This is a genomic window from Rhodoplanes sp., from assembly GCF_013377085.1.
Classification (GTDB): Bacteria; Pseudomonadota; Alphaproteobacteria; order Rhizobiales; family Xanthobacteraceae; genus Rhodoplanes.
The window spans coordinates 26,159-41,835 of the sequence record NZ_JACAAX010000009.1; the positions used below are offsets into that span (position 1 = coordinate 26,159).

A 15,677-nucleotide genomic window follows, 5' to 3' on the forward strand; every position below is an offset into this window, starting at 1 on the left:
TCACCTCGCAGGCTGCGGCGGCGGCACGGACGGGCCGGTCGGCGCCCGGCCGGCAGGCCGCGCCGCGGTCGCCCGGTCCTCGAAGGTCGCCTTGGCGATCTCGGCGATGCCGGCGAGCGAGCCGAGCACGCCGGTCACCTCGATCGGCAGCATCAGCACCTTCTGGTTCGGCGAGCGGGCCAGCTCGGCGAAGGCCTTGAGGTACTTTTCGGCGATGAAGTAGTTCAGCGCGGCGACGTCGCCGCGGGCGACCGCCTCGCTGACCATCTCGGTCGCCTTGGCCTCGGCCTGGGCCGATCGCTCGCGCGCCTCGGCGTCGCGGAACGCCGCCTCGCGGCGGCCTTCGGCCTCGAGGATCTGCGACTGCTTGGCGCCCTCGGCGCGCAGGATGTCCGACTGCCGCTGGCCCTCCGCCGTGAGGATCTCGGCGCGCTTCTCGCGCTCCGCCTTCATCTGCCGGCCCATCGCGTTGACGAGGTCGGCGGGCGGGTAGATGTCCTTGATCTCGATGCGGTTGACCTTGATGCCCCAGGCCGAGACGGCGGCATCCACCACCCGCAGCAGCCGGACATTGATCTCGTCGCGATGCGACAGCATCTGGTCGAGATCCATCGAGCCCATCACGGACCGGATATTGGTCATGGTCAGCTTGATGATCGCGAGGTCGAGCTGCGCCACCTCGTAGCTCGCCTTGACGGCGTCGACGACCTGGAAGAAGGCGACGCCGTCGACCGTGACGCTGGCATTGTCCTTGGTGATGACCTCCTGCTGGGGGATGTCGATCACCTGCTCCATCACGTTGATCTTGCGACCGATCCGGTCGACGAACGGAACGATCAGGTTGAGCCCGGGGTCGAGCCGCCGCGTGTAGCGGCCGAACCGCTCGACCGTCCATTCGAACCCCTGGGGGACCGTCTTGACCCCCAGAAAGACCGTCAGGATGGCGAGCAGGACGAGGATGACGATGAAAACGTCGAGGCCGCCCAAAATCATCGAAGCGCTCCCGTTGTGAATCCGGCGCGAAGTGTGGCGACGCAGCGATCATACCGCAAGCGCGGCGCGCGTCCTCACGGATTCGAGACCCGATGTTTAGGCCGATGGGGCGGCTGCGCGGTTCACGGGCGGCACGGGCGCGGCGCGAAATTCGACCGTGAGCGTCAACGAGGCGTCATCGTGCCGTCAGGCGTCGATCCAGCCCTTCAGCTCGCGCAGCACGACGGTGCGGATCACCTCCATGCCGGGGCCGCCGTCGTTGAGGCAGGGGATCGCCGCGAAATTCACGCCGCCATGCTCCAGGAAGATCTCGGCGTTCTCGCCGGCGATCTCCTCCAGCGTCTCCAGGCAGTCGGCCGTGAAGCCGGGCGTCACCACGGCGAGGCTCTTCACCCCGCTCTCGGCCAGCCCCTTGACGGTCATGTCGGTGTAGGGCTGCAGCCATTCGGCGCGGCCGAAGCGCGACTGGAAGGTCAGCCGGAACCGGTCTGCGTCCATGCCGAGCCGCGCCGCCAGCAGCCGATGGGTCTTGGCGCAGTGGCAGTAATAGGGATCGCCCTTGTCGAAATACTCCTTCGGGATGCCGTGGAAGGAGGCGATCAGGATGTCGGGCGTGAAGGCGAGCTTGCCGAGCTCCAGCTCGATCGAGCGGGCGAGGGCGTCGATATAGACCGGGTCGTCGTACCAGGGCGCGGCGACCCGCAGGGTCGGCTGCCAGCGCATCCGCATCAGGGCCCGGAACGCCTCGTCGCACACGGTCGCCGTGGTGGCGGCGGCGTATTGGGGATAGAGCGGCACCAGCAGGATGCGGTCGCAGCCGCGCGCCTGCAGGGCCTGGAGTCGCGACTCCATCGAGGGGTTGCCGTAGCGCATCGCCCAGTCGACGACGAGCCGGTCGTCGACGCCCGCGAGGCTCGCGGCGAGCTGGTCGCTCTGCGACCTTGTGATGGTCTTGAGCGGCGACTCGTTCCTCTCCTGGTTCCAGATCTTGTCGTAGTCGCGCCCCTTCTGGGCCGGACGATTGCGCAGGATGATGACGTTGAGGACCAGCTTCCAGATCAGGCTGTTTTCCTCGATCACACGCCGGTCGGAGAGGAACTCCTTGAGGTATTTACGTACCGAAACCGCGTCGGTGGCGTCGGGGGTGCCGAGATTGACGATCAGCACGCCGATGCGGCCGCTCTCGACCGGCGGGTGGTCGGCCGGCCGGTGCGACGCCGCCGGCCGCGGACCGGAGCTGCCGGCCGTCCGCGCGACTGCCCCGGCGGATGCCCGATCCGTGGCGTCGGACCCCAGGGTGGGGCTCTCCTCGCGGGAATCGGGGGGCAGGATGCTCTCGTTCATCGTTGCTCGGATCGATGGCTCGACCTGAGCGAATAGCAGGCCCGGCGCGCCGCAGCCAGACCCCACAAGGCGATCCGATGCGGCGATTGGCGGCGGCGGGGGGGGTACGATCACGTCCCGTGGGGTGTCGTCGCCGGCGGCAGGTCACCGCGTGGGCGGTTGTGCCGGCGGTCGAGGAGCCTACTCCTCCAACTGGCGCAGCCGACGCCTCAGCCGCTCGTTCTCGGCCCGGAGGCGGCGGATGCGGTCGGCCTCGAACGCGTCGGGGGGCGCGGCCGGGCCGGTGTGCTGGGCCGTGATCTCGACGCCGAGCGCGTCGTTGCGGCGCCAGCGGGTGCGCACCCGATAGGCCGTCTTGGTCTTGGCGATGGTCAGGTCGAAGGCGTCGGGAACGCGTTCGGCGCCATCGACGAACAAGAGCGCGCCGCCCTCGGACTGGTCGCGCACCACGCAGTCGGCACTGAGATTCTGTTGCGAGAAGGTGAGACGGCCCCCGAGATAGGACGGGGAACGCTGCTCCTTGCGACGGTTCGTTTCCTTGCCCGGGTCCGACATGGGCGCCTCCTGCCAATGTCGAATTGTGCGGGGTTGCGCGCCCCGCGGCAAGCCGAGCCTCGATTGAACCTTAACGCGATCGTTCGGAATGTCGTCGATTTATACCAGCCGTCACATACTCCGACTCGTCATACGCGGGCTCGACCCGCGTATCCATCTCTAGAAAAGAATTTATTTTCAGTAGCTTGATGGATGGCCGGGGCAAGCCCGGCCATGACGCGAGGGGGCGAAACCAGTGAGGGCTGGTATTACGCCGATCAGGTCTCCTCGTGGAGGCGACGCTCGAGGGCTTCGTTCGCCGCCTCGAGCTCGCGGATGCGCCGGGCCAGGGAGATCGGGATCGGCGCGTCGGCGGCCGGCGGGTCGGCGATCTCCACGCCGATGGCGTCCACGGTGCGCCAGCGGGCCCGCACCCGGACCTCGGTCGACTTGCGCGGGATCGCCAGGTCGAACTCGTCCGGCACGAAGACGCCGTTGTGCACGGCGAGCCGCGCGCCGGTCGCCGACGTGTTCCGGATCAGGCAGTCGACCGCGGCAAACCGGTCGGCGAAGCTGATCCGGCCCCTGAGATAAGCGGGCCATCGCTGCTCGCGGCGGCGGTCCTGCATGGCTCTTCCCCTCGATCGACAACTCCCGCCGAGAGCGTACCCCCCCGCGTCGCGGTTGCAACGGAATGGTTAGGAAAGGGTTAATCGGTTTGGATGAGATGACTGTTTCATGACACCGACGCTACAGCATGCAACCGTCGGCGCGGGTTGCGCGTGCCACGTGCCGATGGCGACCAAATAATGCGTAGCGGCTAGTCAGCTATTGCCGAGTTTTGTCATGTTCTGAATAGAGGAACGCCTTCGGATGCCGAAATCGTCACACTATAACCGGCCGTGCCTAATCTTTTTGCGGCGCGGTGTAGCCATTCATTTACCACCTCTCCGCCAAATTAACCGCACTGATTCAGGAATGGGAAGAGGGCCGTGTCATTACGCGCGACGCCGACAGATCGTGAAATTCATTTCAGCCCGGATGACCTGATCGTCTCGAAGACCGACCTCAAGGGCCGCATCACATACGCCAACAAGGTGTTCTGTGACGTGTGCGGCTACGGCGAGGCCGAGCTGATGGGACAGCCGCACAGCATCATCCGGCATCCGGACATGCCGCGGGCCGTGTTCAAGCTGTTGTGGGACACCATCCAGGACCGCCGCGAGGTGTTCGCCTATGTGAAGAACATGGCGCGCAACGGCGACTTCTACTGGGTGTTCGCCCATGTCACGCCGTCGTTGAACGAGCGGCACGAGATCGTCGGCTTCCACTCGAACCGGCGCGTCCCTGAGCGAAGCGCCATCGCGGCGATCTCGCCCATCTATGCCGAGGTGCTGCGCGAGGAAGCGCGCCACGCCAACGGCAAGGATGCCCTCGCGGCCGGCTATCGCCGGCTGATCGATTTCGTCAATGCCCAAGGCGTGCCCTACGATGAACTCGTCTTCGCTCTCTGAGGCGGTCGCCGGCGTCGTTGCCGCCGGCGTCGCGCTCGTCGCTGCGTTTGCAGGTCTCGCCCTGTCCAGCATCCCCGTGCTCACGGGCGGCCTGGCCGTCGCCGCCGTGGCGCTCGCCTTCGTCGCCTGGCGGCTGATGCGCATCGCCCGAATCTGCCGGATGTTCGCCGACGTCGCCGAGCGGATCGCCCGCGGCGATTTCGAGGCCCGCGTCATCGGCCTTCGCGAGCGCGGCGCGCTCGGCCGGCTGCAGCATGCCTTCAACGACGCGATCGATCGCTGCGACGCCTTCGTGCGCGAATCCGCGGCCACGATGGGCGCAATCCGGGACAACCGATACCACCGCCGCATCCTGCCCAAGGGCCTGCACGGCGCCGTGCTGGGCGCGAGCGAGACCATCAACGACGCCATGGCGGTGATCCAGCGCCGCGTCGCCGCCTTCAACGCCAACACGGCGCAGTTCGAGGACGCGATCGGCCGGATCGTCGACGCGGTGTCGGGTGCCGCCGGCAACATGGAGGCGACCGCCGGCGTGCTCGGCGACGGCGCCGCGGCGACGCGCGACCGCGCCAAGGCGGTGGAATCCTCCTCCGAGACCGCCAGCTCCGCCATGGAGACGGTGGCGGCGGCGACCACCGAGCTCGCCGCCTCGGCCCGCGAGATCGGCCAGGACGTCAACCGCTCCGCGGCGATCGCCCGCGACGCGGTCGCCAAGGTGGAGCATGCGAGCCATGCGGTGGAGAGCCTCTCCACCGCGACCGGGCGCATCGACGAGATCGTCGAACTGATCAACGCGATCGCGTCGCAGACCAACCTGCTCGCCCTCAATGCCACCATCGAGGCGGCACGCGCCGGCGAGGCCGGCAAGGGCTTCGCGGTCGTCGCCCAGGAGGTGAAGACTCTCGCCGGCCAGACCGCGCGCGCCACCGAGGACATCTCGAGGAGCATCGTCGAGGTGCAGAGCACCACCCGGGCCGCCGTCGCGGCCATCACGGCCATCGGCGCCACCATCGGCGAGGTCGACCAGATCACCTCGCACGTGGCGCAGGCGATCGACGCGCAGTCGCAGGCGACCCAGGAGATCGCCCGCAATGTCGAGCAGGCCTTCGCCGGCGTGCGCGGCATCACCACGACGATCCGCGGCGTCAGCGACAATGCCGGCGAGTCCGAGCGCCACGCCGGCCTCACCATGTCGGCCTCGGGCAGCCTCGCCGAGCAGTCGCATCAGCTCGGCCTGTCCGTGAAGGAGTTCCTGCTGTCGCTCAAGCGCGGCCCGCAGGACGGCGACGGAGCGGCCGCGGCCTAGGGTCCGCATCTGGCGCGATCGAACGACGAAAAGCGCCGCGGCATCGCCCGCGGCGCTTTTCGTTCGTGATCATGTCTCGCGATCGGCAGCGGTCGTAAAGAGCCGAACAGGTCTCAGTGCAGACCGCCGAACAGCCAGATCAGCGCCAGAACCGGGATCGGAATGCCGATCATCCAGAGCAGAAAATAACGACCCATTCGAGCCTCCTCGGCGTGGTGTCAGCTCGGCAATGTGCGGCCCGGCGTCGGGTTCCACGCGCAGCTCGTCCCGCCGCGCCCAGGTCTCGATCTCGTTCTCGCGGGCGCCAGAACCTTTCCGCCGTCGCCGCGTTACCGATCCGGAGGGCAAGATGGCTTGCCGCTTTCGCGAGCGGATCGCTCGCGTCGAATTCCACACGACCTGATTGGAGCACTGCCATGGCGACCGTGAACGGACCCGCGACCAATGTCGACGATCTGCGCAACGATCTGCAGAGCCTGAAGGACGACGTGACGCGCCTCGCCGGCCAGCTCTCGACGGCGCTCGCCTCGTCGAGCGAGGACGCGCTCGGCGGCGTGCGGGACCGCTTTCGTCGCGTGCGCGACAATGTCGGCGACGCCGTTCACGGCGCGGGCGAGCGCAGCCGCGACGCGGTGAGCGAGTTCGCCGACACGGTCGGCTCGACGGTCGAGGACAATGTGCGGGCGCGGCCGTTCTCGACGGTGGCGCTGGCGCTCGGGCTCGGCTTCCTGTTCGGCGCACTGTGGCGGCGTTGAGCGGACGCACGGGCATGCTCGACGGGATCGTTCGCCGCTGGCAGTCACGCCTCGACGCGCTCGTGAGGAGCAGCGTCTGGGCGTCGATCGTGGGACTGGCGCTCGGCGGGGCGCTGGTGTTCTCGGGCGTCGCGGTGTTCATCCGCGCGCAGGAGGACTTCGGCACGATCGGGACGAGCCTCGGCTTCGCGATGTTCTTCCTGGTGGTCGCGGCGATCGCCGCGGTCGGCCTGTTCGTGGTGCGCCGAACGGCACGCCGCCGCGAAGCGATCGTGGCCCGGTCGGCCGCGCAGGCGGTGCCGCCGTGGTGGATGGACCCGCGGCTCATCAGCACCGGGCTCAGCCTCGGCCGGACGCTCGGCGGCCGCCGGGCGCTCTCGCTCGGCCTCGTCGGGGCCTTCGTGATCGGCATGATGCTGAGCCGCGGCGTCGACCGCAGATAGACGCGGTGGCGGAGCGGGAACTATCCCGATGGTGCCGTATTGTCACCAGTCTTTGTTGTTCTCGATCTTCATCGTCATTGCCGGGCTTGACCCGGCAATCCATCGAGCTTCGAAAGAAGCTCTTCTTTCAAGCGATGGATGCGCGGGTCGAGCCCGCGCATGACGGGTCTGAGCCTGCGAAGACTGATATGACGTCTCGATCTCACCGATGCGTGGAGGCCGCCCGTGTTGTCGACCATTCTGATCGTCGTTCTGATTCTCGTGCTGATCGGTGCGCTGCCGAGGTGGGGCTACAGCGGCAACTGGGGCTACGGCCCGGGCGGCATCGTCGGTGTCGTGCTGGTCATCGTCCTGGTGCTGGCCCTGACGGGTCGCCTCTGAGCGGGTCGGCCTGATTGGCCTGCGGCGTCTGCTCCAGGAGAGCTGTCGTCCGCGTGCCGAAGGATTGGAGCACTCCGTTCGAGACGTCCTCGATGGCCGGCTGCGCCGGCCGTCTTCTCGGCCCGCACGACGAGTGATTCCGGTCACCCGTCGCTCCGCGAATGCGAGGCTCGGCAAAACCCGTCATTCCGGGACGTGCGCGTGAGCGCGGGCCCGGAATCCATACGCCCGATGCTGCTCGATATCGAGAGAGAAGGGTTATGGGGGCCGGGCTCGGCGGTTCGCGCCGCCCCGGTACGACCAGCGCGATTGTCACGACCTCGCGTCCACTCACCGCTTGCGGATCCGGAACGTGATCACGTCGCCGTCGCGCCGCGAGTCCTCCAGCGCATCGCCGGTCTCGTTGACGACATGGGGAATGTCGATCTCGGCCAGCGGATCCGTGCAGGCGACCGTCAGCACGGCGCCGGGCGCCAGCCGGGTCAGCGCCTTGCGGGTCTTCAGCGCCGGGAGCGGGCATTTCATCCCGCGCAGGTCGAGCATGTCCATGCCGGGTTGTCGCCGCCGTTCCGTCTCCCGTCAAGCCGACCATCGGCCGACAGTCGTCCGCCTCGGCGCGCTCGCCGTGCCGACCCGCCGTGCGCATCGCCACGTCCGGTTGGATCGGCTCCTCGTTTCGGATTAAGAGGAAACGGGTGTGGCGCGCGGGCGCCGCCGACGGGGGGAGCACGCCGTGCGGGTTATCGGGTTCACCGGGTGGAGCGGTGCCGGCAAGACCACGCTACTCAAGCGCGTCATTCCGCGGCTGATCGGCCGCGGCCTGACGGTGTCGACCGTCAAGCACGCCCATCACGGCTTCGACGTCGATCATCCGGGCAAGGACTCCTATGCCCACCGGGTCGCCGGCGCGACCGAGGTGCTGGTCTCCTCGCCGCTGCGCTTCGCCCTGATGCACGAGCTGCGCGGCGCTCCCGAGCCGGAGCTGCACGAGCTGCTGGCGCATCTGGCGCCGGTCGATCTGGTCGTCGTCGAGGGCTTCAAGCGCGAGCCGCATCCCAAGCTCGAGGTGCACCGCGCCGTGGTCGGCAAGCCCTACATCTTTCCCGACGATCACGACATCGTCGCCATCGCCTCCGACGGCCCGGTGCCGGACGCCGCCATCCCGGTGCTGGCGCTCGACGACGTCCAGGCGATCGTCGACCTCCTGGTCGAGCGCGCGATCCCGATCGAGGAGGCGATCGCCCGCGCCGGGAGCGCCGCATGCCGCAACTGAGCGACGACTCCTTCGCGGTCGCCGCGCCGGTGCTGCGCATCGAGGAGATGGAGCGGCTGCTGGCCGAGCGCATCGTCCCGGTGGCCGAGATCGAGGCGGTGGGCTTGCGCGCCGCGCTCGGCCGGGTGACGGCGCACGATATTCCGGCGCGGCTCGACCTGCCGCCCTTCGACAACTCCGCCGTCGACGGCTATGCGCTGCGCCACGCCGATCTCGCATCGGGCGCCGAGACGCGCCTCTCTGTCGTCGACCGCATCGCGGCCGGCCATGCGGCCGCGCGGCCGCTCGCCGTGGGCGAAGCGGTGCGCATCTTCACCGGCGCGCCGATCCCGCAGGGCGCCGACACGGTGCTGATGCAGGAGGATGCCCGGCTCGACGGCGACGTGCTGATCGTGCCGCCCGGTCTGAAGGCCGGCGACAACCGGCGGCTCGCCGGCGAGGACCTCTCCAAGGACGGCGTGATGCTGCCGGCCGGCCGGCGGCTCGCCGCCGCCGACGTCGCGCTCGCCGCGGCGCAGGGCCTGACCGGGCTGCCGGTGCGCCGTCGCGTCGCCGTCGCGCTGTTCTCGACCGGCGACGAGATCGTCGAGCCGGGCGCCCCGCTGCCGGCGAGCGCCATCTACGACGCCAACCGCTATCTGCTGCTGGCGCTCGCCGAGAAGCTCGGCGCCGTCACCACCGATCTCGGCATCCTGCCCGACGATCCCGACGCGCTCGCCGCCGCGCTGCGCTCCGCCGCCGTCGGCCACGATCTGGTGATCACCTCGGGCGGCGTCTCGGCCGGCGAGGCCGATCATGTGCGAAGCGCCGTCGAGCGGGCCGGCACGCTGGTGTTCTGGCGGATCGCCATCAAGCCGGGGCGGCCGGTGGCGATGGGCGTGCTGACCGGCCCCGGACGCGAGACGGGCGCGGCGGGCGCCCGCGCCGCCTTCGTCGGACTGCCCGGCAATCCGGCGGCGGCCTTCGTCACCTTCGCGCGGGTGGTGCGGCCGCTGCTGCTGCGGCTCGCCGGCGCGACGCCGCGCCCGCTCCAGGTGCTGCCCGTGCGGGCTGCCTTCGCGCATCGCAAGAAGCCGGGCCGACGTGAGTATCTGCGCGGCTCGCTGCGGACCGGGGCGGACGGGCGCCCCGAGGTGGTGACCTATCGGCTGGAAGGCGCCGGCGCCATCACGTCGCTCACCGAGACGGACGGGCTGATCGAGATCGGCGACGACGTCACGGCGGTCGCACCCGGCGACACGGTCGGTTTCGTCTCCTACACCGAGATCGCCGGCTGAACGCCGGCGTTGCGCCCGGCACGCCGCCGCGTCAGGCGCCGGGGTGCTCCGCCGCCAGCGTTTCGGCCGCCGCGAGGTCGTCCGGCGTGTTGACGTTGAGGAACGGGTCGACCGGCGCGTCCGGCCACTCCGCCAGGGCGACGCCGTGGCGGTCCATCCAGGCCCCGACCTTGTGAAGCTCCTCCTCGACGACGGCGCGCCGCAGATCGTGGCGCAAGGCCACCGGCCAAAGGGCGGCGACCGGGTGGCGGCGTCCGCCCGAGCGGGCGCAGGCGAGCGGAAGGCTCGCGCTCCGCGCGGCGCCGTGCAGTCGGGCGACCAGATCGGTGGGCAGGAACGGACAGTCGGCCGGCGCGCTGACCACATGGGCGAGGTCCGGACGGTGCGCCGCCGCCCAGTCGAGCCCCGCCAGGATGCCGGCGAGCGGCCCGGCAAAGCCCGGCACGTCGTCGGCGACGACGGGCAGCGCCAGCGCCAGTGCCTCGAAACGGGCCGGGTCGCCGTTGGCGTTGAGGATCACGGCGGCGCAGGGGGCGAGCCGCGCCAGCACCCGGGCCAGGATCGGCCGTCCGCCGATCGTGAGAAGGCCCTTGTCGCCGCCGCCGAGCCGCCGCGCCCGGCCCCCCGCCAGCACCAGCCCGAGCGTCGGCGGGATGGCGGTCGGGTGCTGCGCGGCATCGGGCCCGATGTCGGGCTGGGCACCGGGCCGGTCGCGGCTCGGTATCCCGGATGGGGCGCGGGGCGGGGACGGGTCGGTCGGCATCGGCAGGGCCCGGCGCCGGCAGGCGCGGTTCATCAGGACACTCACGGCGTGGCGGAATTTTTCGGGCCTGTCCACCGCCGGGGGCTTGTCCACCGCCAGGGGCCCGAGGGCGCCGGCCGCCGCCGCCGGCCGCCGCCGCGGCGTGCAAGCCGGGCCGTCGGCCAACCCGCGGGAAAGCTTGCATTATGCCCTCCGGCTTCGTATCAGGGGCGGTCCGGAGGGGTGGCCGAGTGGCTGAAGGCGCACGCTTGGAAAGCGTGTTTACGGGAAACCGTAACGTGGGTTCGAATCCCACTCCCTCCGCCAGCGGACCGAGCCGACCTGGAATCGAAATTTCTCCGTTCGACGGTCGTCGACCGGCGCTAAACTCTGCCGTTGTGCGGTGGGGTCTGGTGAAGCGGCTGCCATTGCGAGCCTCGCAGACCGTCCTCTACGGGCGACTTGATTATTTCTTCGGCGTGAATCGCGTAATGATTTCTCGCAGCATGGCTTCGACGTGTGGCACGTCGCGCCTGATGCGTTGAACCTGGGCGATGGCTTCGGGTGGATGATATACCTTTCCCTCCTCATAGTCGAATATTACACCATTGGTGGCTCTGGCGTAGGCCGCGGCTGCCATCCAGGCCGCTTGAAGTTCATTCAAATCGCCTTTCCAGCGCAGCCCTAGTGCGAATCTCCAGGCCCGGCCCAAGTTGGAAAGTCCGAGGGACTGGACAACCTCGTTTGCATTGTCTTGGTAACATTCGAATCCCGTCGGTGTCTCGCCGAGGCGTGCCGGAATAAATCCACCGATGTCTTCGACCCCAATGTTCGAGTCGAGCTGAAGGGGAAAGCCGATGGCGTCGATCGAACGTTGCCATTCGTCGAACGATTTCAGATGAAAGTCTGAAAGGATTTCGATCTCCATGCTCATTGGGCGCTCCCCCAATAAATTCGAAAGCTTCCAAAGACGCCGGAGACCAAAGCGTATTTCAGCGTCACGCCTCTGATCGCATGCAATTCGATGATTGGGATGTTCGGTCCCACCCCAGTCCTCTGGCGCAATTCCCTAACGCGACCAGGCGTTAGGCCTTTTTCTCCCGTCTTCAGGTCGTAAATTGCGATTATGTCTCCAACTTCATTTCGCAAAAGGATGTCGGTTCTGATGCTACCCTTCGAGCCGTAAGGCGCGTCAGGTTCAGCACCAAACGTTGTTTCCACGTCAAAAAACCCGAGCCCGGGATGGTTGCCGAGACGAACAGCGGTTCCAAATGCCACATGGACCGCTGTGCCGTATGTCTGTGCGGTCATGTCGGGCACCCATTCGACGACGTCCATGACGCGCGCCAAAGTGCCGACGAGTGACTTCGACGTGTCATCAATCTGCGAAATGCCCGTTAATCCGCTTGGATGGATGACAATCTCTGTGGGGGCTTGTGCGTATTGCGCTCCGGGCTCGATCGGATCAGGGCTCGCATCGCTCAATACCAATCCCGGCGTGGAGATCGGAGCCGACGGCTTACTCCCGGCAGGACTGCTGAGACCATTGTTCGGTCCTTCGCTCATCCATTGTCCGCCGTCGGGATTGCCGGCCGGAACACGTGGCTGATCCGGGTTGAACCCGGCTTTCTGTTCACTCGCCACGTACTCGACCAGGGCGAGCTGGAACTGCCGGAAGGCCAAATTCGATCCGATTCGGAACCATTCGGCACGCGGGTGCGGCCCCGGGGGAAGCACTTCCGCCAAGCCCAACAGAAACCTGTCCGCCGCGACCAGTGATTTGTACCGGAGGATTTCGCACGTCAGGTCCGGAGAGGTCGTCATAATCGGCGCCTCGATAGAAAATACGATAATATTCCTACTTCGACGATCGCTATTTGTCAACGAATAAATTCCTACAGCGCTTCTGGTCGCGATTGAGCGCCCCCCCCCCCGGCTCGTCCGTAGATCAAATGCAATCGGATGAACTCGATACGATCGAGTGCGCTGAACGACGCGGAGAATGTTCGCCCCCGGCTCCACTCCCTCCGCCACGGATGCCGTCAAGTCATTGAAAATAAAATATTTTATATCCTGGCGCGGCCATAACCCATGCGCTCGCCCACACCTCGAACGGCTTGCCTGAGCGTCTGGTGCTGCGCTCGAGAACTCGACGGCTTCGGACGCCTTCGACGCGGCTGGGAAGATCGCACGCTTGTCCTCCCTCGGAACGGCCAGCCAACTTGCCAGGTATCTTGCGAGGTATCGAGCGTGATCGGCGCGTGGCGTGCCGGTGATCCGTGCGTCGGCGCATAATTTGCTTGCAGAGAGTTGCTTGCAGAGGGTGGTGTCCGGACAAGGTCGCGGTGCAGTCGAGTCGCGCGCCGCCCTTCGTCCTGCGCCGGCCGTCGTATGTCGATACCGTCGATACGCGCCGATAGTCCCTCGAGACGAATTGGCGGCGTCGATGGTGGCGGATAATTATTCAAAAGCGCGATCCGACACGTGATTCGACGCGAGCGCGGGCAGGCATTATTCGACGCGAGCGTGGACAGAAATTCAAGCGGACATGGCATGGCAAATCGACTGACGACGGCGCAATCCCCCGTGGCGATGCGGCGCTGGGGGGCTCCCGCCCTTGCGACGCTCGCCGCCATGGCCGCATTGACGGCGCTGACCGCCGACGCCGTCGCGCGGGAGGCGCGCCCCGCGCCGCCACCCAAGGAAGCGACGGCGCCGCGCCCGGCGGGCGAGCCGATCATGGCGATCGTCTCGATCAAGTCGCAGCAGGTCGTGTTCTACGACGCCGACGGCTGGATCGTGCGCGCGCCGGTGTCGACCGGCGTCAAGGGACGCGAGACGCCGGCCGGTATCTTCGCCGTCGTCGAGAAGGACAAGGACCACCGCTCGACCATGTATGACGACGCGTGGATGCCGAACATGCAGCGCATCACCTGGAACGGCATCGCGCTGCACGGCGGGCCGCTGCCGGGGTATGCGGCCTCGCACGGCTGCGTGCGCATGCCTTACGGCTTTGCCGAGAAGCTGTTCGACAGGACCCGGATCGGGATGCGGGTGATCATCTCGCCGAACGACGCGGCCCCGGTCGAGTTTTCCCATCCGGCGCTGTTGGTGCCGAAGGCGGAGGCCGTCGCGGCTGCCCCGGCGCGGGTCGAATCGCTGGCCCGCCAAGCCGTGGAGGCCGCCAGGGCCGCCGACGAGGCGAAGAAAGCCGCCGCGACGCTGGCGCGGGAGACAGCACCGCTCACGGCGTCGCTGCGCAAGCTGGAATCGCTCGAGACCCGTGCCGCCGCCGAGCTTGCAGCCGCCGACAAGGCCCTCGCCGCCGCAAAGACGGACGACGCCAGGGCGCGGGCCGAGGATCGCAAGCAGAAGGCCGCCGCCAAGGCCGCGGACCTGGCGACGCAGCTCGGCACCGCCCGGGCCGCCGCGACGTCGAAGCTCGACGCCGCCGCCGCCGCAAAGGACGCCGCCAAGGCAGCCGAGATCAGGAAGGCCGCCACCGCCACGGCGGCGAGCGACGCGAAGCTCGCGCTCGAACCGGTCTCGATCTACATCAGCCGCGCGACCCAGAAGCTCTACGTGCGGCGCAACACGCACAAGCCGGCGCCGGACGGGGGCGGCGAGGTGTTCGACGCGACCATCGAGGTTCCGGTCACGATCCGCAATCCGGACAAGCCGATCGGCACGCATGTGTTCACCGCGATGGCACGCAGCGACGCGGGCCTGCGCTGGAGCGCGGTCACGATCGACAACGCGGACGAGGCCAAGACCGCGCTCGACCGCATCACCATCCCGCAGGACGTGCTCGATCGCATCGCGCCGACCGCATTGCCGCGATCCTCGATCGTCGTCTCGGACGAGCCGCTGAGCGCCGAGACCAACTATCGCACCGAGTTCGTCGTGGTGCTGAACAACCATCCGCAGGGCGGCTTCATCACGCGCAAGCCGACCCCCGCAGCCGCGGTCGCGAGCCGTGACGGCCAGGGCGAGGGGGGCTTCTTCGGCTCATTTTTCCAGCCCGGCCGGGGCCCCGAAACTGGCAATCCGTACCAGCGCGGCAGGAGCCAGCAACTCGGCAATCCGGGTTGGCGCGGCGACCCGTACGACCCCCGTCGGGAGCAACAGGGCTGGTGACGAGACCCTGCACGCGGCGTCAGGCCGCGTGGTCGCTCGAGGTCGCAAGTCGACGAACGAGCCGAATTTATAGGCTGCGGACCGACAATCATGTGTCAGTGGGATACGGCAAGGCGCAGTCGATAAACGAGGCCCACCCGTATGCCGCCGAAAATCGGCGCGTCCAGATTGTCAATTTGTCGGCTCGAAACAGCGACCGTCAGCCGTTTGGTCCCTGGACGAGGTGGCGCGGATCGATTTTGAATCGGGACGGGTCTTTCATCCAGGCTTCGCCCCCTCGCGTCATGGCCGGGCTTGACCCGGCCATCCATCAAGCTGCTGAAAATATGTTCCTTTCCAGAGATGGAGACACGGGTCGAGCCGGCGTATGACGAGTCCCCGCGGATGACGCGTCGGAGCGTGTGACGGCTGGTATCTGTCCTGGCCGCCGACCCGGCGCCGAGCCGCAGCGCCTGCCCTCATGCTCCGCCACCGGCATTGTTGACTAAAATCCTAGGATTAAATACATTGGTCAGGTCTCGCTCGTCGAGGGACGTCGACCGGTGACGTCGGGCGGCGGAGCGGGCCGGTTGCTTTTTCGCGCGACGGTCTCGCGTGCAAAGAAACCGGCCGCCGGAACTCCCGGGAAATCCGGCCGGCGGATGCGGCGCCTGCGGGTCCGGCCTCGTCCGCCGGGCTCCCGGGGGTTTTTGGGGCTCCGCCCTCCGGGCAAGACGACCCGGGCGCGAGGAGCATCGCTGGAGAGGTCCGTCACCCCGGTCGGGCCGGACTGCAAGCGCGGCCCGAAAGCCCAAAATCGCCGCGGTGGAGCGCCGGGAGGCGTGCGTGCGACGCTTTTCGCACGCGCTGCGCTTCCACGAGCGCAGAATTTCAGGTTTGGCGCCTGCCGGCGCTCCGCCTCCCTCGGTCTTTCTTCGGAAGGGCCAGGGCACGGGTCATGGGCACACCCCGGGCGCCCCGCGCGTCGCGGGAGCGGTG

16 protein-coding genes, 1 tRNA gene and 1 pseudogene are annotated in these 15,677 nt (G+C 68.0%); 9 read left to right on the forward strand and 9 right to left on the reverse strand.

Going from position 1 to position 15,677, the window contains the following annotated elements:
- The 4 genes from HXX10_RS08830 to HXX10_RS08845 form a co-directional block, all read right to left on the reverse strand.
- On the reverse strand, positions 1-987 hold the full coding sequence (locus tag HXX10_RS08830) for an SPFH domain-containing protein (RefSeq protein ID WP_296521920.1): 987 nt from the start codon (positions 985-987) through the stop codon (positions 1-3).
- 192 nt (positions 988-1,179) lie between these two features.
- A complete protein-coding gene (hemH, locus tag HXX10_RS08835; RefSeq protein ID WP_296521783.1) occupies positions 1,180-2,337 on the reverse strand; it encodes a ferrochelatase in 1,158 nt (385 codons plus the stop codon).
- Between the two features lie 180 nt (positions 2,338-2,517).
- Positions 2,518-2,892, reverse strand: coding sequence for a PilZ domain-containing protein (locus HXX10_RS08840; RefSeq protein ID WP_296521785.1), 375 nt, complete (start codon positions 2,890-2,892; stop codon positions 2,518-2,520).
- A 257-nt stretch (positions 2,893-3,149) separates the two neighbouring features.
- Positions 3,150-3,500 carry a PilZ domain-containing protein gene (locus HXX10_RS08845; RefSeq protein WP_296521787.1) on the reverse strand — a complete coding sequence of 117 codons (351 nt, stop codon included), beginning with the start codon at positions 3,498-3,500 and terminating at the stop codon, positions 3,150-3,152.
- Between the two features lie 363 nt (positions 3,501-3,863).
- Between HXX10_RS08845 and HXX10_RS08850 the strand changes: the two genes are divergently transcribed.
- The 5 genes from HXX10_RS08850 (at position 3,864) to HXX10_RS08870 (ending at position 7,270) form a co-directional block, all read left to right on the forward strand.
- Positions 3,864-4,385 carry a PAS domain-containing protein gene (locus HXX10_RS08850; RefSeq protein ID WP_296521789.1) on the forward strand — a complete coding sequence of 174 codons (522 nt, stop codon included), beginning with the start codon at positions 3,864-3,866 and terminating at the stop codon, positions 4,383-4,385.
- On the forward strand, positions 4,363-5,691 hold the full coding sequence (locus tag HXX10_RS08855; protein WP_296521790.1) for a methyl-accepting chemotaxis protein: 1,329 nt from the start codon (positions 4,363-4,365) through the stop codon (positions 5,689-5,691). The genes HXX10_RS08850 and HXX10_RS08855 overlap by 23 nt, the downstream gene beginning before the upstream one ends.
- Positions 5,692-6,107: 416 nt before the next feature.
- Positions 6,108-6,446, forward strand: coding sequence for a hypothetical protein (locus HXX10_RS08860; RefSeq protein WP_296521792.1), 339 nt, complete (start codon positions 6,108-6,110; stop codon positions 6,444-6,446).
- Positions 6,447-6,460: 14 nt separating this feature from the next.
- Complete coding sequence (locus tag HXX10_RS08865) at positions 6,461-6,889, forward strand: hypothetical protein (protein ID WP_296521793.1); 429 nt, start codon at positions 6,461-6,463, stop codon at positions 6,887-6,889.
- Between the two features lie 225 nt (positions 6,890-7,114).
- Positions 7,115-7,270 (forward strand): DUF3309 family protein, encoded by a 156-nt coding sequence (locus tag HXX10_RS08870; RefSeq protein WP_296521795.1) that lies wholly within the window; start codon positions 7,115-7,117, stop codon positions 7,268-7,270.
- A 330-nt stretch (positions 7,271-7,600) separates the two neighbouring features.
- Here HXX10_RS08870 and HXX10_RS08875 read toward each other — a convergent pair whose 3' ends face one another.
- On the reverse strand, positions 7,601-7,819 hold the full coding sequence (locus HXX10_RS08875) for a sulfurtransferase TusA family protein (protein WP_296521797.1): 219 nt from the start codon (positions 7,817-7,819) through the stop codon (positions 7,601-7,603).
- Between the two features lie 184 nt (positions 7,820-8,003).
- Here HXX10_RS08875 and mobB point away from each other — a divergent pair, with 184 nt between their 5' ends.
- Both mobB and glp read left to right on the forward strand, forming a co-directional pair.
- Positions 8,004-8,543: a molybdopterin-guanine dinucleotide biosynthesis protein B gene (gene mobB / locus HXX10_RS08880; RefSeq protein WP_296521800.1), complete on the forward strand. Its 540-nt coding sequence runs from the start codon at positions 8,004-8,006 to the stop codon at positions 8,541-8,543.
- On the forward strand, positions 8,531-9,820 hold the full coding sequence (glp, locus tag HXX10_RS08885; RefSeq protein WP_296521802.1) for a gephyrin-like molybdotransferase Glp: 1,290 nt from the start codon (positions 8,531-8,533) through the stop codon (positions 9,818-9,820). The genes mobB and glp overlap by 13 nt, the downstream gene beginning before the upstream one ends.
- A gap of 31 nt (positions 9,821-9,851) precedes the next feature.
- Here glp and mobA read toward each other — a convergent pair whose 3' ends face one another.
- A complete protein-coding gene (gene mobA, locus HXX10_RS08890; RefSeq protein WP_367141947.1) occupies positions 9,852-10,676 on the reverse strand; it encodes a molybdenum cofactor guanylyltransferase MobA in 825 nt (274 codons plus the stop codon).
- A gap of 123 nt (positions 10,677-10,799) precedes the next feature.
- Between mobA and HXX10_RS08895 the strand changes: the two genes are divergently transcribed.
- Positions 10,800-10,889 (forward strand) — tRNA-Ser (locus tag HXX10_RS08895).
- Between the two features lie 139 nt (positions 10,890-11,028).
- On the opposite strand, the gene HXX10_RS08900 is transcribed toward HXX10_RS08895, so the two are convergent.
- The 3 genes and pseudogenes from HXX10_RS08900 to HXX10_RS08910 form a co-directional block, all read right to left on the reverse strand.
- Positions 11,029-11,496, reverse strand: coding sequence for a hypothetical protein (locus HXX10_RS08900; protein ID WP_296521804.1), 468 nt, complete (start codon positions 11,494-11,496; stop codon positions 11,029-11,031).
- Positions 11,493-12,386 (reverse strand): hypothetical protein, encoded by an 894-nt coding sequence (locus tag HXX10_RS08905; RefSeq protein WP_296521806.1) that lies wholly within the window; start codon positions 12,384-12,386, stop codon positions 11,493-11,495. Before HXX10_RS08905 ends, HXX10_RS08900 begins: the two co-directional genes overlap by 4 nt.
- A gap of 354 nt (positions 12,387-12,740) precedes the next feature.
- A pseudogene (locus tag HXX10_RS08910) lies at positions 12,741-13,010 on the reverse strand (zincin-like metallopeptidase domain-containing protein); the annotation flags it as partial.
- Between the two features lie 105 nt (positions 13,011-13,115).
- Between HXX10_RS08910 and HXX10_RS08915 the strand changes: the two are divergent.
- Positions 13,116-14,699 (forward strand): L,D-transpeptidase, encoded by a 1,584-nt coding sequence (locus HXX10_RS08915; protein WP_296521808.1) that lies wholly within the window; start codon positions 13,116-13,118, stop codon positions 14,697-14,699.
- Positions 14,700-15,677: the final 978 nt, after the last annotated feature.